This is a genomic window from Streptomyces clavifer (assembly GCF_036345975.1).
Lineage (GTDB): Bacteria > Actinomycetota > Actinomycetes > Streptomycetales > Streptomycetaceae > Streptomyces > Streptomyces clavifer.
This window is the reverse complement of the sequence record NZ_CP107793.1, coordinates 2,903,565-2,928,505: the sequence shown is the minus strand read 5'-3', so window position 1 is coordinate 2,928,505 and position 24,941 is coordinate 2,903,565. Positions and strand designations below refer to the sequence as shown.

18 protein-coding genes are annotated in these 24,941 nt (G+C 69.7%); 17 read left to right on the top strand and 1 reads right to left on the bottom strand.

Features of this window, described 5'->3' with window-relative positions:
• The first annotated feature begins 50 nt into the window (after window positions 1-50).
• From OG927_RS12615 to OG927_RS12605, 3 genes are all read left to right on the top strand, one after another.
• Window positions 51-2,426, top strand: coding sequence for a HelD family protein (locus OG927_RS12615; protein ID WP_319102394.1), 2,376 nt, complete (start codon window positions 51-53; stop codon window positions 2,424-2,426).
• Between the two features lie 429 nt (window positions 2,427-2,855).
• Window positions 2,856-4,289: an NAD-dependent malic enzyme gene (locus tag OG927_RS12610; RefSeq protein WP_330320169.1), complete on the top strand. Its 1,434-nt coding sequence runs from the start codon at window positions 2,856-2,858 to the stop codon at window positions 4,287-4,289.
• 379 nt (window positions 4,290-4,668) lie between these two features.
• On the top strand, window positions 4,669-4,950 hold the full coding sequence (locus OG927_RS12605; RefSeq protein WP_003968811.1) for an HU family DNA-binding protein: 282 nt from the start codon (window positions 4,669-4,671) through the stop codon (window positions 4,948-4,950).
• A gap of 403 nt (window positions 4,951-5,353) precedes the next feature.
• On the opposite strand, the gene murA is transcribed toward OG927_RS12605, so the two are convergent.
• Window positions 5,354-6,694 (bottom strand): UDP-N-acetylglucosamine 1-carboxyvinyltransferase, encoded by a 1,341-nt coding sequence (gene murA / locus OG927_RS12600; RefSeq protein ID WP_014155976.1) that lies wholly within the window; start codon window positions 6,692-6,694, stop codon window positions 5,354-5,356.
• A 298-nt stretch (window positions 6,695-6,992) separates the two neighbouring features.
• Between murA and OG927_RS12595 the strand changes: the two genes are divergently transcribed.
• From OG927_RS12595 to OG927_RS12530, 14 genes are all read left to right on the top strand, one after another.
• Window positions 6,993-7,592: a YqgE/AlgH family protein gene (locus tag OG927_RS12595; RefSeq protein WP_056798587.1), complete on the top strand. Its 600-nt coding sequence runs from the start codon at window positions 6,993-6,995 to the stop codon at window positions 7,590-7,592.
• Between the two features lie 30 nt (window positions 7,593-7,622).
• The gene (locus tag OG927_RS12590) at window positions 7,623-7,922 is read left to right on the top strand and encodes a DUF3039 domain-containing protein (RefSeq protein ID WP_079099505.1); all 300 of its coding nucleotides are present in this window, start codon (window positions 7,623-7,625) and stop codon (window positions 7,920-7,922) included.
• A 278-nt stretch (window positions 7,923-8,200) separates the two neighbouring features.
• Window positions 8,201-9,505, top strand: a complete 1,305-nt coding sequence (locus OG927_RS12585; RefSeq protein ID WP_330320168.1) for an extracellular solute-binding protein — start codon at window positions 8,201-8,203, stop codon at window positions 9,503-9,505.
• Between the two features lie 2 nt (window positions 9,506-9,507).
• A complete protein-coding gene (locus OG927_RS12580) occupies window positions 9,508-10,479 on the top strand; it encodes a carbohydrate ABC transporter permease (protein WP_319102399.1) in 972 nt (323 codons plus the stop codon).
• Window positions 10,476-11,324: a carbohydrate ABC transporter permease gene (locus OG927_RS12575; protein WP_056798575.1), complete on the top strand. Its 849-nt coding sequence runs from the start codon at window positions 10,476-10,478 to the stop codon at window positions 11,322-11,324. The genes OG927_RS12580 and OG927_RS12575 overlap by 4 nt, the downstream gene beginning before the upstream one ends.
• 1 nt (window position 11,325) lies before the next feature.
• On the top strand, window positions 11,326-12,963 hold the full coding sequence (locus tag OG927_RS12570; RefSeq protein WP_330320167.1) for a beta-N-acetylhexosaminidase: 1,638 nt from the start codon (window positions 11,326-11,328) through the stop codon (window positions 12,961-12,963).
• A 295-nt stretch (window positions 12,964-13,258) separates the two neighbouring features.
• Complete coding sequence (locus OG927_RS12565; protein WP_056798569.1) at window positions 13,259-14,152, top strand: FAD binding domain-containing protein; 894 nt, start codon at window positions 13,259-13,261, stop codon at window positions 14,150-14,152.
• Window positions 14,149-15,903, top strand: a complete 1,755-nt coding sequence (locus OG927_RS12560; RefSeq protein WP_330320166.1) for a 2Fe-2S iron-sulfur cluster-binding protein — start codon at window positions 14,149-14,151, stop codon at window positions 15,901-15,903. The genes OG927_RS12565 and OG927_RS12560 overlap by 4 nt, the downstream gene beginning before the upstream one ends.
• An 82-nt stretch (window positions 15,904-15,985) precedes the next feature.
• On the top strand, window positions 15,986-18,325 hold the full coding sequence (locus OG927_RS12555; protein ID WP_330320165.1) for a xanthine dehydrogenase family protein molybdopterin-binding subunit: 2,340 nt from the start codon (window positions 15,986-15,988) through the stop codon (window positions 18,323-18,325).
• A 116-nt stretch (window positions 18,326-18,441) separates the two neighbouring features.
• A complete protein-coding gene (locus tag OG927_RS12550; RefSeq protein WP_124282175.1) occupies window positions 18,442-18,972 on the top strand; it encodes a hypothetical protein in 531 nt (176 codons plus the stop codon).
• Between the two features lie 40 nt (window positions 18,973-19,012).
• Window positions 19,013-20,455 carry a hypothetical protein gene (locus OG927_RS12545; protein ID WP_124282176.1) on the top strand — a complete coding sequence of 481 codons (1,443 nt, stop codon included), beginning with the start codon at window positions 19,013-19,015 and terminating at the stop codon, window positions 20,453-20,455.
• Between the two features lie 27 nt (window positions 20,456-20,482).
• Complete coding sequence (gene mycP, locus OG927_RS12540; protein WP_330320164.1) at window positions 20,483-21,874, top strand: type VII secretion-associated serine protease mycosin; 1,392 nt, start codon at window positions 20,483-20,485, stop codon at window positions 21,872-21,874.
• A gap of 268 nt (window positions 21,875-22,142) precedes the next feature.
• Window positions 22,143-22,577 (top strand): hypothetical protein, encoded by a 435-nt coding sequence (locus tag OG927_RS12535; protein ID WP_330321315.1) that lies wholly within the window; start codon window positions 22,143-22,145, stop codon window positions 22,575-22,577.
• A gap of 17 nt (window positions 22,578-22,594) precedes the next feature.
• Window positions 22,595-24,940, top strand: a complete 2,346-nt coding sequence (locus OG927_RS12530; RefSeq protein WP_330320163.1) for a hypothetical protein — start codon at window positions 22,595-22,597, stop codon at window positions 24,938-24,940.
• The last annotated feature ends 1 nt before the right edge of the window (window position 24,941 follow it).

Sequence of the window (24,941 nt, the reverse complement as noted above, 5' to 3'; positions counted from 1 at the left end):
CTTTCGCGTACGGTTGACGGCTGCTTGATGCACGTCAGAAGGGGGCCTCGGTGGCCGCGCAGGATGCCGCTGTCGATTCGCTGCGGGACCGGGAAATCGGTGTCGAGCAAGAACATCTGGACCGGGTGTACCACCGCCTCGAGGAGAAGATCCACGAGGCGGAATTTCTCATGCACGACGCCAGTAAACGGGGCCAGGTCGGTACACCGGGGGCGCTCGCCGAGCGCGATGCCCAGGTCTTCCGCGCCGGTGTCCACCTCAACCGGCTGAACAGCGAGTTCGAGGACTTCCTCTTCGGCAGGATCGACCTGCTGCTCGGCAAGGACGGTGAACGCGGCCCGGACGGCGCGTTCACCTCCGTCGAGCCGGCCGACGACGTCGTACGGGAGGACAGCACCGCCGACATCGCGGAGACGCTCCACATCGGCCGCATAGGAGTACTCGATTCGGACTACGCGCCCCTGGTGATCGACTGGCGTGCCCCGGCCGCCGCGCCGTTCTACCGGTCGACGCCGAAGGACCCGGGCAGGGTCGTGCGCCGGCGCGTCATCCGTTCCAAGGGCCGCCGGGTCCTGGGGGTCGAGGACGACCTGATGCGCCCGGAGCTGACGGCGTACCTCGGCGGCGACAAGCTGCCCGTCATCGGCGACGGCGCCCTGATGGCGGCGCTGGGTCAGGCCCGCAGCCACACCATGCGGGACATCGTCTCGTCCATCCAGGCCGAGCAGGACCTGGTGATCCGGGCCCCTGCGGCCTCCGTCACGGAGGTGTCGGGCGGGCCGGGCACCGGCAAGACGGCGGTGGCCCTGCACCGGGCCGCGTACCTCCTGTACCAGGACCGGCGCCGTTACGCGGGCGGCATCCTCGTCGTCTCGCCGACCCCGCTGCTGGTCGCGTACACCGAAGGGGTGCTGCCCTCGCTCGGTGAGGAGGGCCAGGTCGCGATCAGGGCGGTCGGCTCGCTGTCCGACGAGGCGGCGGGGGCCGAGGGGGCGACCACCTACGACGAGCCGGCCGTGGCCCGGATCAAGGGCTCCTCCCGGATGCTGCACGTGCTGCGCAAGGCGGCCCGCGGGGCGCTGGAGCAGTCCGCGCCCCGGCCGGCCGCCCAGGACGGGCAGCTGGCGTTCGGTGAGGCGCAGGCCCCGGACGACCGGGGCACCCCGACCCGGTTGCGGGTGGTCGCGTTCGGCGGCCGCGTCGAGCTGAACGCGGACGAGCTCCGGCGCATCCGGCACAACGTGCTCGGCGGCACCGCGCCCGTCAACCTGCTGCGCCCGCGCGCCCGCAAACTGCTCCTGGACGCCCTGTGGAGCAAGTCGTCGGGCCGGGGCCGCTACACGGACCCCGAACTGGCGGCGGAGCTCCGCTCCTCGTTCGACGAGGACGTCTCCACGGAGACTCCCTTCCTCGCCTTCCTGAACGCCTGGTGGCCGGAACTCACCCCGCGCAAGGTCCTGGCCGCGATGGGCGACGAGCGGCGGCTGAGCCGGTGGGCGCGCCGGATTCTCAACCAGGGCGAGGTGCGCCGGCTGGCCCGTGCGCTGAAGCGGCTGGACGAGGACGGCAAGGGCCCGCTCTCCGTCCACGACGTGGCCCTGCTGGACGAGCTGCAGACGCTTCTGGGCACCCCGAACCGCCCGAAGAAGAAGCGTGAACTCGACCCGCTGGACCAGCTCACGGGTCTGGACGAGCTGATGCCGCACCGCGAGGAGACCCAGTGGGAGCGGGCCGAACGGCTGGCGGCGGAGCGCACCGAGTACGCCCATGTGATCGTCGACGAGGCACAGGACCTGACGCCCATGCAGTGGCGCATGGTCGGCCGTCGCGGGCGGCACGCCACCTGGACGATCGTCGGCGACGCGGCGCAGTCCTCCTGGTCGGACCCGGACGAGGCGGCCGCCGCCCGTGACGAGGCGCTCGGCAGCCGGCCGAGGCGCCGGTTCACCCTCACGGTGAACTACCGCAACCCGGCGGAGATCGCCGAGCTCGCGGCGAAGGTGCTGGCGCTCGCCATGCCGGGGATGGAGTCCCCGGTAGCGGTCCGTTCGACGGGGGTGGAGCCGCGCTTCGAGACCGTACGGGACGGGGATCTGGCCGCCGCCGTGCGCGAGGAGGCCCGCAGGCTGCTCACCGAGGTGGACGGCACCGTGGGCGTGGTCGTCGCGATGAACCGCCGTGCCGAGGCCCGCGCCTGGCTGGCGGAGCTCGGGGAGCGCGTGGTGGCGCTGGGGAGCCTGGAGGCGAAGGGGCTGGAGTACGACGCCACGGTGGTCGTCTCGCCCGCGGAGATCGCGGACGAGTCACCGGCGGGGCTGCGGGTGCTGTACGTGGCCCTCACCCGTGCGACGCAACAGCTGACCGTGGTGTCGGGGGAGCGTGACATGCCGGACGGGGACGGCGTTCCCGACCTGCTGAGGGACTGAGAAGAAGGGGCTGCCGCAGCCGGGCAGCCCCTTTTTTCGAGTCAACCCGTCGCACAGGAATCACTTCTCCGGGGTGTTTGTTAGCCTGGTGTTGGCATCGGCTCGATCCAAGCCCCCGGGCCCAACCTTCGTCGCTTCGAGCGACCACTTGCCGCGAGGCGAGCATGGCGGGCCGGTGCCACTTAATCGAAGAGGACAGACCCGCGTCACCTCCTGGTGGCGCGGGTCTGTCTGCGTTCACAGGGGGAGCCGGCCGGCCCGGTAGGGGTTCCGTCGACCTGTAGCTTCTCGTATGGTGGAAAAAAGTTTCCGAAAGATGCCGCTCATTACCGGCTACCGGTCGGTAGGTGCGACGATCGGAACGCACGTACGGGGCATCCCCCCGCTGGGTGCGCAGCAATGAAGCTAAGGAAAGCGAAGGACTCGGCCATGGCAACGGCGCCCAGCGTCTCGTACTCGATGACGGTCAGGCTGGAGGTGCCCGCGAGCGGCACAGCGGTCTCCCAGCTGACCACGGCCGTGGAGTCCTCCGGAGGTTCGGTCACCGGCCTCGACGTGACCGCTTCCGGCCACGAGAAGCTGCGGATCGACGTCACGATCGCGGCGTCCTCCACCTCGCACGCGGACGAGATCGTCGAAGGCCTGCGCGACATCGAGGGCGTCGTCCTCGGCAAGGTCTCCGACCGTACGTTCCTGATGCACCTCGGCGGCAAGATCGAGATGGCGTCCAAGCACCCCATCCGCAACCGTGACGACCTCTCGATGATCTACACCCCCGGTGTGGCCCGGGTCTGCATGGCGATCGCCGAGAACCCCGAGGACGCCCGCCGCCTCACCATCAAGCGCAACTCCGTCGCAGTCGTGACGGACGGGTCCGCGGTGCTCGGCCTCGGCAACATCGGCCCGATGGCGGCGCTCCCCGTGATGGAGGGCAAGGCGGCCCTGTTCAAGCGCTTCGCGGGCATCGACGCGTGGCCGATCTGCCTGGACACCCAGGACACCGATGAAATCGTCGCGATCGTCCGTGCGATCGCCCCCGGTTTCGCGGGCATCAACCTGGAGGACATCTCCGCCCCCCGCTGCTTCGAGATCGAGGCGCGGCTGCGCGAGGCCCTGGACATCCCCGTCTTCCACGACGACCAGCACGGCACCGCGATCGTCGTCCTGGCCGCCCTCACCAACGCGCTGCGCGTGGTCGGCAAGGCGATCGGTGACGTACGGGTCGTCATGTCCGGCGCCGGCGCGGCCGGCACGGCCATCCTGAAGCTGCTCATCGACGCCGGCGTCAAGCACGCCGTCGTCGCCGACATCCACGGCGTGGTGCACGCGGGCCGCGAGGACCTGGTCTCCGCCGACCCGGACTCGCCGCTGCGCTGGATCGCCGACAACACCAACCCCGAGGGTGTCACCGGCACCCTCAAGGAGGCCGTCGTCGGTGCCGACGTCTTCATCGGTGTCTCCGCCCCCAACGTCCTGAACGGCGACGACGTCGCCGCCATGGCCGACGGTGCGATCGTGTTCGCGCTCGCGAACCCCGACCCCGAGGTCGACCCGACGATCGCCCGCGAGACGGCGGCAGTTGTCGCCACCGGGCGCTCCGACTTCCCGAACCAGATCAACAACGTCCTGGTCTTCCCGGGTGTCTTCCGCGGCCTGCTGGACGCCCAGTCCCGCGCGGTCAACTCGGACATGATGCTCGCCGCGGCCCGCGCCCTCGCCGACGTCGTCGCCGAGGACGAGGTGAACGCGAACTACATCATCCCGTCGGTCTTCAACGACAAGGTGGCCGGAGCCGTCGCAGGGGCGGTCCGCGAGGCCGCGAAGGCGGCCGGGGTCTCCGAGGCCACGGCGGGCCCCGCGTAACACGCGCCGCCCGCGGGGGTCGGCCACGGCTCCCGCGGACGGTGCCCTACCTCACGTCCGGGCGCCCCGTACGGCGCGTCGCGGGTCGCGGCGTCCCAAACGCCCCTTTAGGGTGGGCGGGCAGCGAGCCCCACAGGCCCGGTATCCGCTGCGGACCGCTTCAAGGAGTCGACGGAACGTCACCACGGGCAAAATAGTGGTGATTTTCGTGTGACGTCCAGGGGATCCGGATTGGCGTTAGCGCCGCAGGTGGGGGCAGGATGCGTATTCGGGCGCGAGGGTCTGACATCAGACCCGGGTCCGGGGACTGTCAGAGGGCCCTGGCAGCATCGGCTTCGATCTCACGCCTCACAGGCAAGAAGAACACGGGAGTAACAACATGAACCGCAGTGAGCTGGTGGCCGCCCTGGCCGACCGTGCCGAGGTGACCCGCAAGGACGCCGACGCCGTTCTGGCCGCCCTCGCCGAGACCGTTGGCGAGATCGTCGCCAAGGGCGACGAGAAGGTCACCATCCCCGGCTTCCTGACCTTCGAGCGCACCCACCGTGCCGCTCGCACCGCTCGTAACCCGCAGACCGGCGACCCGATCAACATCCCGGCCGGCTACAGCGTGAAGGTCTCCGCGGGCTCGAAGCTCAAGGAAGCCGCCAAGGGCAAGTAAGGCCCCGAGGCATCAAGAAGGGCGGCCGTCCCGACCGGGACGGCCGCCCTTCGGCGTACCCGGGGCCATGGCGCACACCGCCCGCGCAGGCGCTGTGAGGCGCCGGGGCACCCGAGGGGGCCCCGAGGGGGCGTCATGGCCCGTACGGGGCCGTCAGGGCGCTCTGCGGGCCTTGTGGGGTCGCGACCGCGGCTCCCCTGGGCGGGCGCGCACCGACGGAGGGCACCGGCGGGCCCCCGGGACCGTACGGTCAGGCTCTTCCCGGCCCGGTGGGCACGCCGATGAAAAGGCCCGCCGCCCCGGTCCCTCGCGGGGGACCGGGGCGGCGGGCTGTGGTGCGGGGTCGCGCAATGCTGTGTGCGGCAGCACTGTGCGTGCGCCGGAGCGCGCGTCCGGCGCGGCGTCAGACGAGTGAGCCGCCCGGCAGTTCGACCTTGGCGCCGAGCTTCTCGAGCTTGTCCATGAAGTTCTCGTAGCCGCGGTTGATCAGGTCGATGCCGTGCACCCGGGACGTGCCCTGGGCCGCCAACGCGGCGATCAGGTACGAGAACCCGCCGCGCAGGTCCGGGATCACCAGGTCCGCGCCCTGGAGCTTGGTGGGCCCCGAGACGACCGCCGAGTGCAGGAAGTTCCGCTGCCCGAAGCGGCAGTCGGAGCCCCCGAGGCACTCGCGGTAGAGCTGGATGTGCGCACCCATCTGGTTGAGCGCCGAGGTGAAGCCGAGCCGGGACTCGTACACCGTCTCGTGGACGATCGACAGGCCGGCGGCCTGCGTCAGGGCGACCACGAGCGGCTGCTGCCAGTCGGTCTGGAAACCGGGGTGGACGTCCGTCTCCAGCGCGATGGCGTTCAGCGCGCCGCCCGGGTGCCAGAAGCGGATGCCCTCGTCGTCGATCTCGAACGCGCCGCCGACCCTGCGGAAGGTGTTGAGGAACGTCATCATCGAGCGCTGCTGGGCGCCGCGCACGTAGATGTTGCCCTCGGTCGCCAGGGCGGCGGACGCCCAGGAGGCGGCCTCCAGGCGGTCCGGGATGGCCCGGTGGGTGTAGCCGTCGAGCCTGTCGACACCCGTGATCCGGATCGTCCGGTCGGTGTCCATGGAGATGATCGCGCCCATCTTCTGCAGTACGCAGATGAGGTCCTCGATCTCCGGCTCGACGGCCGCGTTGGACAGCTCGGTGACGCCCTCGGCGAGGACGGCGGTGAGCAGCACCTGCTCGGTGGAGCCCACCGACGGGTACGGCAGCCGGATCTTGGTGCCGCGCAGCCGCTGCGGGGCCTCCAGGTACTGGCCGTCCGCCCGCTTCTCGATGGTCGCGCCGAACTGGCGCAGCACCTCGAAGTGGAAGTCGATCGGCCGGCCGCCGATGTCGCAGCCGCCGAGCCCCGGGATGAAGGCGTGGCCCAGACGGTGCAGCAGCGGGCCGCAGAAGAGGATCGGGATGCGCGACGAGCCCGCGTGGGCGTCGATGTCGGCGACGTTCGCGCTCTCGACGTGCGACGGGTCGAGGATGAGTTCGCCCGGCTCGTCACCGGGGCGGACGGTCACGCCGTGCAGCTGCAGCAGTCCCCGGACCACCCGCACATCGCGGATGTCGGGCACGTTGCGGAGCCGGCTGGGCCCGCTGCCGAGCAGCGCGGCGACCATTGCCTTCGGCACCAGGTTCTTGGCGCCTCGGACGCGGATCTCGCCCTCCAGCGGGGTGCCGCCGTGGACAAGCAGGACATCGTCTGTGCCGGTCATGTATCTCGCGTTCCGGAGTGGTCGGGCAGGGGGCCATCGAAAAGGGTAATGGGCCCCCACCCCCCTTCCGTAAGGCACAGGGGGGTATACGAACGTCATGAATCCGCCACAGCACGCTCTGCTGGGAACCCCTTGCGGAGGGTCACCGTCCGGAAGGGGTGTTCGACGCGCCCGTGGGCGTGCGCTCCCCGTGCGCCTGTGCGGCTCCTGTGCGCCCTGAGCTGCGCACGGAAGCCGGCCGGGGCCGGACGGGCCGGTTGGGGCCCGCGGAACGCCAAGATGCGGGATCATCTCTGCCATGACCGAGGTGTCCTCGCTCACAGGGCGACTGCTCGTGGCCACACCCGCCTTGGCGGACCCGAATTTCGACCGTGCGGTGGTGCTGCTCCTCGACCACGACGAGGAGGGCTCGCTCGGTGTCGTCCTGAACCGGCCGACCCCGGTCGGCGTCGGCGACATCCTCGCGTCCTGGGCGGGCCTGACCGGGGAACCGGACGTCGTCTTCCAGGGCGGCCCCGTCTCGCTGGACTCGGCGCTCGGTGTCGCGGTGATCCCCGGGGACGAGGGCGCTCCCCCCGGTTCCCGGCTCCGTACGGGCGGCGGGGAGCCCATCGGCTGGCGCCGTGTGCACGGGGCGATCTGCCTGGTGGACCTGGACGCGCCGCCGGAGCTGCTGGCGGCGGCGCTCGGATCGCTGCGGATCTTCGCGGGGTACGCGGGCTGGGGGCCCGGCCAGCTGGAGACGGAGCTGACCGACGGCGCCTGGTACGTGGTGGAGTCGGAGCCGGGCGATGTGTCGTCCCCGCGGCCGGAGAACCTCTGGCGGGCCGTTCTGCGACGCCAGCGCAGCGAACTCGCGATGATCGCGACGTATCCGGACGACCCTTCGCTGAACTGATGCTCGGAGCTTTCAGTACGCTTGGCAGTTATGAGCACTCTTGAGCCCGAGCGCGGGGCAGGTACGGGGACCCTCGTAGAGCCGGCGCCGCAGGTGTCGAACGGCGACGGCGACCACGAGCGCTACGCCCATTACGTCCAGAAGGACAAGATCATGGCGAGTGCCCTGGAGGGCACTCCCGTGGTGGCACTGTGCGGCAAGGTCTGGGTCCCTGGGCGCGACCCGAAGAAGTACCCGGTCTGTCCGATGTGCAAGGAGATCTACGAGTCCATGGGCGCCGGCGGCGACAAGGACAAGGGCAAGGGCGGCAAGGACGGCGGCAAGAAGTAGTTCTGGGTCCCACCGTCCTCGGGGCCCTCGGGTCCGTGGTCCCCGGGACGCGCAGCGATGCGCGTCCCGGGGACCTTTTGCATGCCCGGAGATCATTTGCGCGTCCGCCGGCCGGGTGGGCGAGGGGGTGCGTGGTGCGTTGCACGGGCTGCATCCGGTGGTCACAGAGTGGTTGAGACCACTTGTCCGGGTGGTGGCGCGCCCTTACTCTCCTGCCAGTTGTGCAGAACGAAACGCGCGTTGCACAGAATGCAACGACTGACCGGTAAGGGTCCCGGATGAAGCTTTCTGCCCGAATTGCCGCCCCGGCCGCTGCGCTGGTGCTGGCGGGCCTCACGGCCACCGCCTGCGCGCCGCAGACCTCCGACACCAGTGCCGGGGGGGACGAGAAGACCGGCACGCTCCGCGTGTGGCTCTTCCAGGAAGTCGGCAACAAGCCCAAGGAGAAGGTCGTCGACGCGGCCGTCGCCGACTTCGAGAAGACCCACGAGGGCGCGAAGGTCGAGGTCGAGTACATACCGGTCGACACCCGCGCCCAGCGCATCAAGGCGGCCTTCAACGACCCGGAGAGCGCCCCCGACCTCATCGAGTACGGCAACACCGACACGGCCGGCTACGTGAAGGACGGCGGACTCGCCGACGTGAGCAAGGAGTTCGCCGCCTGGGACGAGGCCAAGGACACGGACCCGACCGCCAAGCAGTCCGTGACCGTGGGCGGCCAGGTCTACGGGGCCCCGCTCTTCGTCGGCGTACGGGCGCTGTACTACCGCACCGACGTCTTCGAGGACCTCGGCATCGAACCCCCCAAGTCCCAGGCCGAGCTGATCTCCACAGCCAAGAAGGTCCACCGGGAGAAGCCGGACCTGTACGGCCTCGTGGTCGGCGGCGCCTACACCTACGGCGCGATGCCGTTCATCTGGGCCAACGGCGGCGAACTGGCCGACGAGACCGGTGTGAGCTACGAGTCGGCCATCAACAGCGCGAAGGCCCGCAAGGGCATCGAGGCGTACACCTCGCTCTTCGGCGACGACAACTGCCCCGCCGCCAAGTGCGCCGCCATGGGCGGCAACGCGACCGTCACCGCCTTCGCGTCCGGCAAGGCGGCCATGGCGATCGGCGGCGACTTCAGCCACGCGGCCGTCGAGGCGGGCAGCGTGAAGGGCAAGTACGCGGTCGTCCCGCTTCCCGGTGTCGAGGAGGGGTCGATCGCCCCGGCGTTCGCGGGCGGCAACAACATCGGCGTGCTGAAGAGCAGTTCGCACCGCACCCTCGCGGTCGACCTGATGAAGTCGCTGACCGGCAAGAAGACGCAGGCGAAGATGTTCGACGCGATGGGCTTCCTGCCGACCTACACGGACGTGCGGGCCGCGGTCGCGGAGAAGGAGCCGTTCGTCGGGCCGTTCGTCGACACGCTCGGCGCGGGTGCCAAGTTCGTCCCCGCCTCCTCGGCCTGGGGTCAGATCGACGCCTCGCTGGTCCTGCCGACGATGTTCCAGGAGATCGTCAGCGGCCGTAAGGACGTGGCGGCGGCCTCGGACGACGCGGCGAAGAAGATGGACGCGGCGTTCGCCGACGCGGGCTGACGATGACCGCGAACACGACGGCCCACAAGGCCCCCGCGCGGGCCGGGGCGGGCGGCCCGCCGGCCCGCGCGCCCCGGGGCCGCCCGGCGTCCCCCGCACGGCGTTCCGGCTGGACCCCCTGGCTCTACCTGCTGCCCGCCCTGGTCCTGCTCGGCGGACTCCTCGTCTACCCGATCTACCAACTGGGCCTGATCTCCTTCCTGGAGTACACCCAGGCCCAGGTCAGCGGCGGCGAACCGACCACCTTCCAGGGCTTCGGGAACTACGCGACCCTCTTCAACGACAGCCAGTTCTGGCAGGTGCTCCTCGCGACCGTGCTCTTCGCCACGGCCTGCGTGCTCGCCACCCTGTTCGTCGGATGCGCCCTGGCCGTCCTGCTGACCCGCATCCGGGCACTGCCCCGGCTCGCGTTGATGATGGCCGCGCTGGGCGCCTGGGCGACCCCGGCGATCACCGGCTCCACCGTCTGGGTGTTCCTCTTCGACCCGGATTTCGGGCCGGTCAACAAGGTGCTCGGACTCGGCGACTTCTCCTGGACGTACGGGCGCTACAGCGCCTTCGCGCTGGTGCTCCTCGAAGTGCTCTGGTGCTCGTTCCCGTTCGTGATGGTGACCGTGTACGCGGGCATCCGGGCGATCCCCACCGAGGTGCTGGAGGCGGCCTCGCTGGACGGAGCCTCGCAGTGGCGCATCTGGCGGTCGGTCATGGCACCGATGCTGCGGCCGATCCTGATCGTCGTCACCATCCAGTCGATCATCTGGGACTTCAAGGTCTTCACCCAGATCTACGTCATGACCAACGGCGGCGGCATCGCCGGTCAGAACCTGGTGCTCAACGTGTACGCGTACCAGAAGGCGTTCGCGTCCTCGCAGTACAGCCTCGGATCGGCGATCGGCGTCGTGATGCTGGTGATCCTGCTGGCCGTGACGCTGGTCTATCTGCGCCTGGTGCGGCGCCAGGGGGAGGAACTGTGAGCGCACGTGCGCTGCTGCGCGTCCGGAGGCCCGGGAGGCTGGCGGCGGAGGCCGCCGCCCTCGTCATCGCCGCCGCGGTCGCCTTCCCGCTGTACTGGATGGTGCTCTCCGCGCTCAAGCCGGCGGGAGAGATCCAGTCCACCGAGGCCCGGCCCTGGACACTGGCCCCGTCCCTCGACTCGTTCCGGCGGGTCTTCGAACAGCAGGAATTCGGCCGGTACTTCCTCAACAGCCTGCTCGTCGCGGGCACGGTCGTCATCGCTTCCGCGCTGATCGCCTTCCTCGCGGCGACGGCCGTGACCCGGTTCCGCTTCAAATTCCGCACGACCCTGCTGATCATGTTCCTGGTCGCCCAGATGGTGCCGGTCGAAGCGCTGACCATTCCGCTGTTCTTCATGATGCGGGACTTCGGCCAGCTGAACACGCTGGGCTCACTGATCCTGCCGCATCTCGCCTTCTCGCTGCCCTTCGCGATCTGGATGCTGCGCGGTTTCGTGAAGGCCGTCCCGGAGGCGCTGGAGGAGGCCGCCTACATCGACGGGGCGAGCCGCACCCGCTTCCTGTGGCAGATCCTCTTCCCGCTCGTCTTTCCCGGGCTCGTGGCGACCAGCGTCTTCTCCTTCATCTCGACCTGGAACGACTTCCTGTTCGCCAAGTCGTTCATCATCAGCGACACCTCCCAGTCGACGCTCCCCATGGCGCTGCTGGTCTTCTTCAAACCGGACGAGAACGACTGGGGAGGGATCATGGCGGCCTCGACGGTGATGACCATTCCCGTGCTGGTCTTCTTCGTACTCGTACAGCGCCGTCTGGTCTCCGGGCTGGGCGGAGCGGTTAAGGACTGACGTGGACAACCTGATTCCGGCACCGGTACGCGCCGAGGACGGAGGGCCGCACGCATTCCTCCCGGACCGGTCCACCACCCTCACGGCACACCCCGGCACCGAGTCGGCGGAGCGCTGGCTGCGCACCACCCTCGGCGGCGCACTCGGCCTCCCGCTCGCCCCGGGCACCCGGGTCGACGGGGCCGGGAACACCGTGGAGCTGCGCATCGACGCCTGCCTGGAGCCCGAGGGGTACCGGCTGTCCGTGGCGCCCGGCGCCGGCGTACGGATCACCGGAGGGAGCGCCGCCGGGGTGTTCTGGGGGGCGCAGACCCTCCGTCAGCTCCTGGGCCCCGAAGCGTTCCGCCGCGCACCCCTCGGCGCCGGTACACCCAGGGGAATTCCGGCCGTGGAGATCGAGGACCGGCCCCGCTTTCCCTGGCGCGGCCTGATGCTCGACGTGGCACGGCACTTCATGCCCAAGGACGACGTCCTGCGCTACCTCGACCTCCTCGCCGCACACAAGCTGAACGTCTTCCACTTCCACCTCACCGACGACCAGGGCTGGCGCATCGAGATCAAGCGCCACCCGCGGCTCACGGAGACCGGTGCCTGGCGCGCACGGACCAAATACGGCCACCGCGCATCCGAACTGTGGGAGGAGACCCCGCACGGCGGTTTCTACACACAGGACGACATCCGCGAAATCGTCGCGTACGCGGCCGAGCGGCATATCCGTGTCGTCCCCGAAATCGACATCCCGGGGCACTCGCAGGCCGCCATCAGCGCATATCCGGAACTGGGCAACACCGACGTCGTCGACACCTCCGCCCTTTCCGTGTGGGACACCTGGGGCATCAACCCGAACGTACTCGCACCCACCGACACCACACTGCGCTTCTTCGAAGGGGTCTTCGAGGAGGTGCTCGGCCTCTTTCCGGCCGCCACGTCGCCGTTCATCCACATCGGTGGCGACGAATGCCTGAAGGACCAGTGGAAGGACTCGCCAACGGCTCAGGCGCGGATGGCCGAACTCGGCCTGCCCGACGAGGACGCGCTCCAGTCCTGGTTCATCCGGCACTTCGACGACTGGCTCACCGCCCGCGGGCGCCGGCTCATCGGCTGGGACGAGATCCTCGAAGGCGGTCTCCCCGAGGGCGCCGCGGTCTCGTCGTGGCGGGGTTACGCGGGCGGCGTCGCCGCGGCCGAGGCGGGCCACGACGTCGTGATGTGCCCCGAGCAGCAGGTGTACCTGGACCACCGTCAGGACGGCGGCCCCGACGAGCCGATGCCCATCGGCTTCGTCCGCACCCTGGAGGACGTCTACCGCTTCGAGCCGGTTCCCCCGGGCCTCTCCGAGGAGGCCGCCCGGCACATCATCGGCACCCAGGCCAACGTCTGGACCGAGGTCATGCAGAACCGGGCACGCGTGGACTACCAGGTCTTCCCGCGGCTCGCGGCGTTCGCCGAGGTCGCCTGGTCGGCCCTTCCGGCGCCGGGGGAGCGGGACTTCACCGATTTCGACCGGCGCATGGGCACGCACTACGCGCGGCTCGACGCCCTGGGGGTCGCCTACCGGCCCGTGGGCGGCCCGCTGCCGTGGCAACGCCGGCCCGGTGTCCTGGGTCGCCCGATCGAGGGACCGCCCCCGAACGTGTGAGTCCGGGCGGCCGGCCCGTGGGTGGCCGGTCCTTGGGCGGCCGGTCCGGCCACCCGGCCCGTGGTGCGTGTGATCCGAACAAGTCGTACGAACTTGCTGAAGGGTGGCAATTCGCGCGTCGGGTAGAAGTCGCGTGAAAGGCGACTTTTCCCCTGTTCGGGGACGGATGTGTCCTTCGTGGTCCCTCGCGTCGGTCAGCCCGGAAGATGTGCCAGAGTTGCCACGTCCCGGCCGTGAGCACGTACCGTACGGCGGACAGGCGGGACTGCCGGGACACCGGGAAGGGGCAGCTGGGTTGACCACGCACGCACCGCAGGCGATGCAGTCGGTGACGCTGCCGGCCTCGCTCGACGAGGCCGTGGCGGCTCTCGGCGCCATGCCTGCAGCCGTTCCGGTGGCCGGGGGCACGGACCTCATGGCGGCCGTCAACCAGGGCCTGCTGCGCCCCGCGGGGCTGGTCGGGCTGAGCCGGATCAGCGAGCTGCGCGGCTGGCACTACCAGGACGGCCACGCCCTGCTCGGGGCCGGCCTCACCCACGCGCGCATGGGACGGCCCGACTTCGCCGCCCTCATCCCCGCGCTGGCCGCCTCCGCGCGCGCCGCGGGACCGCCCCAGATCCGCAACGCCGGCACCCTCGGCGGCAACATCGCCACCGCGGCCCCGACCGGTGACTCCCTGCCGGTGCTGGCGGCCCTGGAGGCCGAGCTGGTCATCGCGGGCCCCGACGGCTCCCGCCGCGAGATCCCCGTCTCGCACCTCCTGGCGGGCCGCGACATGCTGGAGCCGGCCGAGCTGATCGGCTTCGTGCGCGTACCGCTGCTGCACGCCCCCCAGGTGTTCCTCAAGGCGACCGGCCGCACCGGCCCCGGCCGCGCCACCGCCTCCGTCGCGATCGTCCTCGACCCGGCCCGGCGCGGGGTGCGCTGCGCGGTCGGTGCGATCGCCCCGATGCCGCTGCGGCCCCTGGAGGCGGAACGCTGGATCGCCTCGCTGATCGACTGGGACGGCGAACGGGGCCTGGCCCCCGACGCGCTGGCCGCCTTCGGCGAGTACGTCGCAGCGGCCTGCATCCCGGACCAGGCACCCGACGACGGGGGAGAGGCGCCACCGCTGCCCCCCGCCGTGCTCCACCTGCGGCGCACCGTCGCCGCGCTCGCCCGACGCGCACTGGGGAGGGCACTGTCGTGAGCAATGAAGAGAACCCCGAGCAGCGGCACGGGCAGCCCGACCCGTACGGCGGCTGGGAGCCCACTCCGCAGGGCGGCGAGTACGACGCCGAGGCGACCGCCTTCGTCCACCTCCCGCCGGAGGACCTCGCCAACCTCGGGAACGACCCGCTGGCCGCTCCCGGCCACGGCTACGTACCGCCGATGATCCTGCCGCTGACCCCGGCGGCGGGGCTCGACCCCGCGGCGACGGGCAGCTGGGTCGTGCAGACGCAGAGTCAGCAGGAGCGGGCCGTCCAGGCCGGCGAGGTCCCTTCCGAGGTGCACTGGCCGGACCCGAACCACCAGGACCCGAACCACCAGGACCCGTACCGGCCGGAACCGAACCACCAGGGTTCGTACCAGCAGGAGCCGTATCGGCAGGAGCCGTACGGGCAGGAGTACCCGGGCGCGTACCCGTCGACCCCGCAGTACGAGCAGACGTCGTCGACGACGGCCCAGTGGAACTTCACCGAGTCCGTGCCCGCCGCGGGGCCGGACGGGCCGGACGCGGCTTCCGGCTCCGCTTCCGCTTCCGCCGAGCCCATGGGGCACACCGGCCAGTGGACGATCCCGGTGGCGAACGGCGACCTCCCGGAGGAGTCCGGCGAGTTCGCGGCCTCGGCCCTGGCGTCCCCGTGGTACGCGGACTCGCCCCCGGCCACGCTGCCCGGGGGCGCATCGGCACCGTGGGCTTCGCAGGAACAGGCACTCCCGGAGGCACCTGCACCGGAGCAGTCGCCGGAGCCGCAGCCCGAACCGGCAGCCGAGTCCGAGCCGGAGCTCTCCCCGGAATTCCCGGCCGAGCTCCTGCCGGAGTTCCCGTCCGAGCCGGAGCCCGTGGCCGAAGCGGTCGTGGAGGTCTCCGAGGTCTCCGAGGTTTCCGAGGAGGAGGCGTCCACCGGGACAGCCGGGCCGCTGGAGCCGCTGGAGCCGCTGGACAGTGCGCCGGCCGCACTCGATGTGGCGGACGCGCTCGATGTGCCGGACGCGCCTGATGTGCCGGACGCGCCTGACGTGTCGGACGTGCTGGGTGCTTCGGGCGAACCCGCAGAGGCGCCCGAGCTCGCCGCGGCCTTCGAGGCCCCACTCGACGCCCACGGGTCCAGCACACCGCCGGGAGCTGATCCCGCCCCCGAGGGCGCGCCGGACGTGCCCAGTGAGCACCCCTCCGTCTCCTACGTCCTGCACGTCAACGGCACGGACCGCCCCGTCAGCGACGCCTGGATCGGCGAGTCGCTGCTGTACGTCCTGCGGGAGCGCCTCGGCCTCGCCGGGGCCAAGGACGGCTGCTCGCAGGGCGAGTGCGGTGCCTGCAACGTCCAGGTCGACGGCCGCCTCGTGGCCTCCTGCCTGGTTCCCGCGGCCACCACCGCGGGCAGCGAGGTCCGTACGGTCGAGGGCCTCGCGGTGGACGGCGAACCGTCCGATGTCCAGCGGGCCCTGGCCCGGTGCGGTGCCGTCCAGTGCGGCTTCTGCATCCCGGGCATGGCCATGACCGTCCACGACCTCCTGGAAGGCAACCACGCCCCCAGCGAACTGGAGACGCGCCAGGCGCTGTGCGGCAACCTCTGCCGCTGCTCCGGTTACCGGGGCGTGCTCGACGCCGTGCGCGAGGTCGTCGAGGGCCGGGAAGCGGCCGAGGCGGAGAACGAGGAACTGCGCATCCCGCACCAGGCCGGCCCCGGCGCGGGCAGCGTCCAGCCGCACGCGCACGAGGGAGACCCCCGGTGAACGCCGCGTCTCCCGCATCACCGGTCACCCACACCACCACCATTAGCTGCTGCCGCAGCGGGGCGAACGACAAGGAGGCGGCGTGACCAACGACGCAGCCACCGCGACCAGCACCACCCGCACCACGCCGCTGCCCGAGGGCACCGGTCCGGGCCCGGACCAGGAGCTGCCCCTGCTCGGCCTGGGTGCCTCGCTCCCGCCGGCCGACGCCCGCGCCAAGACCGAGGGCACGTACCCGTACGCGGCCGACCTCTGGGCCGAGGGCCTGCTGTGGGCCGCGATGCTGCGTTCCCCGCACCCGCACGCGCGCATCCTGTCGATCGACACCTCGGCCGCCGCGGCGATGCCCGGCGTCCGCGCGGTCGTCACGCACGAGGACATCCCCGGGGACGGCGCGTACGGCCGGAGCGTCGTCGACCGCCCCGTCTTCGCCTCCGACCTGGTGCGCCACCACGGTGAGGCCATCGCCGCCGTCGCCGCGGACCATCCCGACACCGCACGTCTGGCGGCCGCGGCGATCGCCGTCGAGTACGAGGTCCTCGAGCCGGTCACCGACCCGGAGAAGGCATTCGCCGCCGAACCGCTGCACCCCGACGGCAACCTCATCCGCCACATCCCGCTGCGCTTCGGCGACCCGGACACCGTGGGTGAGGTGATCGTCGAGGGCCTGTACCGCATCGGCCGCCAGGACCCGGCCCCGATCGGAGCCGAGGCCGGCCTCGCCGTGCCCCGCCCCGACGGCGGCGTCGAGCTCTACACGGCGTCCACCGACCCGCACACCGACCGCGACCTCGCCGCCGCCTGCTTCGGCCTGGACACCGACCGGGTCAAGGTGGTCGTGACGGGTGTCCCGGGAGCGACCGGAGACCGGGAGGACCCCGGCTTCCAGATCCCACTCGGCCTCCTCGCGCTGCGCACCGGCTGCCCGGTCAAACTCGCCGCCACCCGCGAGGAGTCCTTCCTCGGCCACGCCCACCGCCACCCGACGCTGCTGCGCTACCGCCACCACGCGGACGCCGAGGGCAGGCTGGTCAAGGTCGAGGCCCAGATCCTCCTCGACGCGGGCGCGTACGCCGACTCCTCGTCGGAATCCCTGGCGGCGGCGGTGGCGTTCGCCTGCGGCCCGTACGTCGTCCCACACGCCTTCATCGAGGGCTGGGCGGTCCGCACGAACAACCCGCCCTCCGGCCATGTGCGCGGTGAGGGCGCGATGCAGGTATGTGCGGCCTACGAGGGCCAGATGGACAAGCTGGCGGCGAAACTGGGCATCGACCCGGCCGAGATCCGCCTCCGCAACGCCCTCTCCACCGGCGACATACTCCCCACCAGCCAGACGGTGACATGCCCCGCCCCGGTGGCGGAACTGCTCCGAGAGGTCCGCGACTACCCGCTCCCCACGCTGCCCAAGGACGCTCCCGAGGACGACTGGCTGCTGCCGGGAGGCCCGGAGGGCGCCGGTGAACCCGGTGCCGTACGCCGGGGTGTCGGCTACGCGCTCGGCATGGTCCACATGCTCGGTGCCGAGGGCACGGACGAGGTCTCGACGGCCACGGTCCGGGTCCACAACGGGGTGGCCACCGTCATCTGCGCGGCCGTGGAGACCGGCCAGGGCTTCACCACCCTCGCCCGCCAGATCGTCCAGGAGACCCTGGGCATCGAAGAGGTCCACGTGGCGTCGGTGGACACCGACCAGCCCCCCGCGGGCCCGGCGACGCACGGCCGGCACACCTGGGTGTCCGGCGGTGCGGTGGAACGCGCGGCCAGGATGGTCCGCACCCAGCTCCTCCAGCCGCTGGCCCACCAGTTCGGCATGTCCACGGAGCTTCTCCAGATCGCCGACGGCAAAATCACCTCGTACGACGGTGTGCTGTCCACGACGGTCATGGAGGCCATGGACGGCAAGGAACTCTGGGCCACGGCCCAGTGCCGCCCCCATCCGACCGAGCCCCTGGACGAGTCCGGCCAGGGCGACGCGTTCGTGGGCCTGGCCTTCTGCGCGGTCCGCGCGGTGGTCGACGTCGACATCGAGCTCGGTTCGATCCGCGTGGTCGAGATGGCGGTCGCCCAGGACGTCGGCCGTGTCCTCAACCCCTCCCAGCTGGCGACCCGCATCGAGGCGGGCGTCACCCAGGGGATCGGCGCGGCCCTCACCGAGAACCTCCGTACGGCCCGGGGCCTGATCCGGCACCCGGACCTCACCGGCTACGCGCTACCCACGTCACTGGACGCTCCGGACATTCGCATCGTCAAACTCATAGAGGAACGCGACGTGGTGGCCCCCTTCGGAGCCAAACCCGCGTCCGCGGTCCCGGTGGTCACGTCCCCCGCAGCGGTGGCCGCGGCGGTCCGCGCGGCCACGGGCCGCCCGGTCAACCGCCTCCCGATCCGCCCGCAGGCAGCGGTGGCCGCCCCCAAGTCCTGAGCGTCAACACGCGGATGTGATCCGCGTTGCACGTGCAACCCGGGGGTGCGGTGTGTCACCGGTGCTGACTACAGTGATGGCCTGAGCTATAGCCAGCTGTATACGGGGAGGTTGCTGTGGCGAGCGACGCAGGGTCAGGAACGGGGCCGGCTCTGGGATGGCCGTTCGGCGGGATCGTCGACATGGTGCAGGACACCGTGGGCGATCTGGTCACGGAGCTCGAGTCGTTCACGAAGTTCCGCAACCGCATCGACGAACTGCTGGAGGACCTCAAGGCGTCCCCGGCGGATGCGAAGAAGCTGAACGAAGTCTTCATCGGGGAGACGCAGTTCGGGGCCCCTGCGTGGGCAGAAGCTACGGGTCTGTTCTCGTCGTACCAGAAGGTCATCACCGAGCTCGAAACCTTCTCGAAGCTCCTCTCGGACTCGATGGAGGGCATGGGTATCGCGGTCCTGGCGTCGCACAAGGGCTACGAGAACCTCGACGACGACATCCGCCAGCGCATGCTCGCGATCCGAGAGGGTGCGCAGGAGCACTACAAGGGCGAGTACGACCCGCAGCCGGAAGGCGGCAAGGGAGAGGCCGGGAAGCCGGCAGCGGCTCCGGAGCCTTCGCCGACGGAGCAATCCGGGGGTTCCTGGCGGTGAGGTTCGCTGGTACTGGATTTGGTACGGACGGGGGAGCGGGATGAGTACGACGTCGTTTGATGGTATGTCGCACAAGCAGATGATCGCGTGGCTCGACCAGGCGAACAGCACGGCCGTGCAAGCGGTGGCGGACCGCTTGGCGCACGCCGGGACCGAGATCGACAAGATCGCCGGTGAACTGAAGATCCGCCCGCAGTGGGTGACCTGGGAGGGCGAGGGGGCATTCTCGTTCCGCACCTGGAGTGCGGACCTGGCCAACGCGACCCTGCGCCTTGCCGAATACAGCAAGGGCGCGTCGAAGCAGCTGAGTAATGCAGCGGACGCGATCGCTCTGGCCAAGGCAGCGACGCCTCGCCCTGTGGGGGACCCCGAGGCGAACCTTGAAGCAGCACTCGAGGCACGGAACGACCCGGATTCTGCTGCCTTGGTGAGGAAGCTCACCGAGGAACGGGAGGCTGTCGCGGCGGAGATGAGGAAGCTCTCTCAGACGTACAGCCACTCGGTGGCGGGGTTCGGCAAGCTGGACAAGCCGGAGTTTCCACCGCCACCGCAGGTGATTGCTCCGGACGATGCATTGGCGGAGCGGGACGATGCCAACGGGTACGTCTCAGGAGGCGGGGGGCCCGGAGGCGGCGCTCGCGTGGCGCCGAGTGGCGCCTCGACGCCCGGTGCCATTTCAGAGTCGACTGGCGGAGTTGATGCGCTGCCGGGGTTTTCTTCGAGTGTGGTGGCACCGGTCGTCGGCGTAGTGCAGCGGCCGGTGGACATGGAGATCGCCGGAGTGGACACGTTGCCGGCGACCACGCCGACCAACCCCGTTGCTCCGCCTGGAGTGCAGGGCCCGGGGAGGCCTGACGCCGGACCCACCGTGACGCCTGCGGTTCTGCCCCTGGGCAGCGGCGGTGGACCTGTGATGCCGACGACAAGCGCGGGGGGCCGAACCCCTGGCATTCCTCGTCCTCCCATGTCCACCGGTGCCGGGCACCTGGCCACTAATCCGATTGGCCGACCGGCCCGCGACGGTGGAATCGTTGGGGGCCGCCCTGTTGCGCAGAGCCCCGGGCGCCCTGGTGGCGGCATTCCTCGCGGCACAGTAATTGGTGGTGAAGGCGCCCAGGCCGGTCGCGGAGCGATGGGGCATGGCGGCGGCGGTATGGGCGGGGCCGGGGGTGGCGGGCAGAGCGGAGTTGTCGGTGGTCGCCGACTGGCGGGGGAAGCCGGCGGGATGGTGGGTGGTCGTCCGCAGCAGCCAGGACGCACGACCGGCCGGCCGTTCACGCCCGGTGGCACAGGACTGGTGCGGGGCGCGACGACGGGTGACGGCAGTCGTGGGGCCGGTCAAGCGGGGCGAGGAGGAGCTGCCGCTCCTCAGCGTGCGCGCGACCCGCGCCGTGACGAGGGTGAGCGGCCGGACTACCTCGTGGAAGACGAGGAGACCTGGCAGCAGGGCAGCCGGCGGGTTGTCCCCCCAGTGATCGACTGAGCAGCAGGACATAGGTAAAGGAATCCGATGCTTACCAGTAGTGCAGCGACTGCCCGCCGTGGAACCGTCGCTTCCCTCGTAGTGGCCGTGCTCCTGGTAGGCGCCAGTCCCGCATACGCGGACTCGGTGCGTTCGAGTCAATGGCACCTGGACGCCATGCAGGCTGAACGGATGTGGGCGTCTAGTACGGGGCGGAACGTCACCGTCGCTGTCGTCGATTCAGGTGTTGATACTTCCACCCCTGATCTGCAAGGGCGTGTTCTTCAGGGGAAAGATCTGGCAGTGGATTCCCCAGGAGACGAGCACACTGACTACCGGAATCACGGTACCGGAATCGCGGGGCTAATTGCCGGAACCGGTGATGCGGGTGGGGACGGCGCCTTTGGTCTTGCGCCTGCAGTCAAAATTCTTCCCATTCGCGTACGGGATAACTTCGGCAAGGTCAGTGGAGGTAAGGGGGATAAGTACTTCAACGAAGATGTATCGGAAGCGATTCGCTTCGCAGTCGATAGTGGTGCCAAAATTATCAATGTTTCCCTTGGGAACAACGTTGGGTCACAGCAACTTACTGATTCTGTAGCGTATGCTCTGGAAAAGGGGTCTCTCGTCTTCGCGTCTGCAGGGAACAGTGCCGATGAGGGGAACCCAGTCGAATACCCGGCAGGGACGCCTGGAGTCGTCGGTGTGGGGTCGGTCGGGAAAGATCTCAAGCGAGCCAAATCATCGCAGTATGGCCCCCAGGTCGACCTGTCCGGTCCGGGTGTGGACATGGTTCACGCCTGCAGCGGCGGGACCCAGCTGTGCAAGAGCAGCGGTACTAGTGATGCCACCGCCATCGTTTCGGCCTCTGCTGCCTTGATCTGGTCCAAGTACCCGGACTGGTCCAACAATCAGGTCCTGCGTGTCCTGATCAACACAGCCAGCGGTCCGGTAAGTGGTGACGAACGCACCGATTACATCGGGCACGGAATCGTTCGCCCCAGTGTCGCCCTCAAGTCACCCGGCGACCCCGGTCCCGCTGACGAGTACCCGCTTCCCGACCTTGCGGCCGCAGCCGAGTCCGCGAAACCGTCAGCCGAAGCGTCCGAGGCCGCCGATTCCGCCGAGAAGAGTGACAAGTCGGCGACCGCTGCCCCGGCCTCCGACGGCGGCAGCGACGCCGCTCTCTGGATCGGCTTGGGCGTCGCTGCGGCCGTCCTTGTCGGCGGCGCGGTGGCCGTCGTGGCCGTACGCTCCCGCCGTCGTCGGGCAGCCGCGGCCGTGCAGCTTCCGTACCAGCCCCCGTACGCGTACCAGCAGCAACCTCAGGGCCCGTACGCGCAACAGCAGCCTCCGTACCCCTCCTATGGACCCCCTCCCGGGGGCCCCGGATCCGACTCGTCCCATGGAGACCCTCACGGGCAGGGCCCTCGTATCTGAACTCGGTGTGTGTCGCATGCCGGTAAGCAGACGGGCTCTCGGCGGCTCAGGCGGTGGGCTCCAAGTCCTCACCGGTGGCACGGACGGCGACCAGGGCGTAATTACCGCTGGTTGCTCGGAGACGCCGGCCTGGCGCGGGGTGCGGCAACGGTTGCTATGGGATTCCTTCCGGGCTGCACGCGCGGAAAATGAAAGCGCTAGCGTGAGTGTCACCGAGAGCGGAGCCGATGGTTTCGTGCGGTATCCGGCATCGAGTACGGGGGAATTCGTGACGTTCGACGCAGAGTGGGCGGCGCTTCGGGCGGAGTCGACGCAACAGGTCGATATGCGGCTCAACGGTGTCGATGACGGCACTGGCGGTCATGGCGTGCCCAGCAACGCTGATCTTGCCGTCAACCAGGACAACCTGGGTGCCGTCGGGCATGACGCGTACGGTCTGCGCACCCGCCTTTCCAAGGACGGCGACCATGCCCGGCCCACGACCTTCGACGCGGCGATCGCGCTGACCAACGGCAACTTCTCCAGCGGCTCCGCGCTGTTGAAAGTTCATGACCGCTGGAACACGCATATGAAGACACTCCTCGACGCCTGCGCGCAGATTTCGAACCACCTCGACTACACCACGTTGGCCCACGCGAAGGACGATGTGCAGATCGGTGGCGATCTGATCTCCGTCTCCAAGCTCAACGACTATTTGAAGTAAGCGCGGGGGATTCGGGAATGCTGACGTACGAGGACATTGTCGATGCCCCGGTGGCGAAGCTGAAGACCGCGGCCGACGACTGGTCGGACATGGTCACGAAGCTGGACCGACTGGCCGACGACGCCCATGACGGCATGAAGGTCAAGGCGGACAAGGCCGAGTGGGAGGGCGTCAACGCGGGTGTCACCAAGGGGTTCATCAGCAAGGCGGCCAAGGAGTTCAAGGACGCGGCCGCCGAGGCCAAGGGTGTCAAGCAGATCCTCGAGGAAGCCCACACGGCCATCAAGAAGGCCAAGGACGACCTGATCGCCATCCGGGACGACGAGGGGCCGGCAGCCGGTATTCACGTGGACGCCAAGGGCAAGGTCACGGCGAGGCACCCCGTGGAGGACATTCCTCCGCAGCAGCGCCGCAACGACCCCGACTATCCCGATCTCGTGCGTCAGCAGAAGGCGAACATCCAGGCCTGGCAGAAGAAGATCGACCTCATCGTCGACACCTGCAACGAAACCGACGTGTCCTTCAAGAACTCCCTCGAAGCCAACGTCACCGAGGGCAAGGACTTCAGCGCCCCGAAGTACACGAAGATGGACCAGGAGGAGGCCGCGCGCGCCGCCGCCCTGGCCGCCAAGGGCCGCGACATCACGCACACCGAACTGCAGGCGCTCAACGAGCTTCTCCGCGACAACAGCAAGTCGCCCGAGTTCTCCAAGAGCTTCTACGAGAAGCTCGGCCCGGAGAAGTCGCTCACGTTCTTCGGGCAGCTCTCGACGAGCACGTACGTCTACCCCAAGGTTGACAAAGAGCGACTCAAGGATGTGCAGGAGCTGCAGAGGAACCTGGGACTGAACCTTGCCACGGCTTCCCGGGACAAGGCGTTCACCGCCGAGTGGGGCCCGGAACTGCGCAAGCTCGGAACGGAGCGTTTCCCCCTGGCCAAGCACGACTATGCCGGCCCTTTCGGCTACCAGCTGCTGGGCGGCATCATGCGGTACGGAAACTACGACGCAAAGTTCCTGAACCCGATTGCCGAACACGTCGCGCAGCTGCACCAGAAGAGCCCGTTCATGTTCGGGGAAAACAAGGCGGCCAACAATTCACTCAAGAACCCGTTCAACCCTTCGGGCGTGAACGGATCCGGATACGACCCGACCGTTTCCATGCTGGAAGCGCTCGGCAACAGTCCGGACGCGGCCAAGCGTTTCTTCGCCGATGCGCCGACCGCGTATAACGAGGACGGCACGGTCGACAAGAGTGGCGTGGCCGACCTCGGGAAGGCTGAGGGAGGCGATTCGATCAAGAGCTATCTCGACTTCTTCGGCAACGAGAAGTGGGAATCCCTCGGGGACATCGATCAATCGGACGAGGCCAAGCGGGAAGAATCGCTCGGCTACATGCCGGATGCCCTGGGGCATGCACTGGAGGCGGCGACGCTTGGCTATCCTGCCGGCCACCCGGACGCGAGCGTGGTGCGGGACGCCGAGAACGCTGAGGTCATGAAGCAGGTGATGGAGAAGTACGGCGCGGATGCGGGGCTCCTCAAGAAGCAGGAAGCGTTGGCGGACAGCCTCGGCACGATGGGGGCCGGGTACATCGACGACATCAACTGGGCGCTGGACAAGGGCAACACGGACAGCGTGTTCGCCCCCGGCAGGAATCCCGAGGGACACATCGACTTCGAGGACGACGAGGAGGGCCGGAGCGTCGCGCGTGGCTTCCTCAGCGCCCTCGGCCAGCACCCGGACGCCTACGCCACCCTCTCCACGGCGGAGCAGGTCTACACCCGGAGCGTGTTGGAGGCCCAAGTGGGGCCCGACGGGAAGGTCGACACAGGGTCGGCCCGATCCACCGTGCACGTCGGTGCCGAGGTGCAGGGCATGCTCGACCAGTCCCGGGCCGACCAGGTCGAGGCCGACCACATGAAGACGCACGAGGACTACGAGAAGGCCGTCGCCACGCGGTCCGGCTGGGTCGAATTCGGTGCGGCGGCGGGGATCGCGGCCGGTGTCGCCTTCCTGCCCGCGACGGCGGCGGTGGGCACGGCCGCGGTGCTGATTCCGCTGGTCACCGACACGGCCAGCGGTGCCGCGGAACAGGTCGTCGGACAGATCGTCGGAGATATCTCCGACAATTCGGTGGACAAGAGCAAGGAGAGGGCCGAGGAATTCACCAAGCAGGAATGGAACAGGATCTACCGCTCCGGCGAATCCATGGCTGAGGCCCCGATGGAGGAGTTCCTCTCACGCCATGCGACCGCCGACGACACCGGCCTCCGGCAGGACATGAAGGAGTCCATGCGTTCGGGCTATTCGACCGGAAACGACCGGGAGAACCAGCAGGGCAGAGCACCGGAAACCGGCTGAC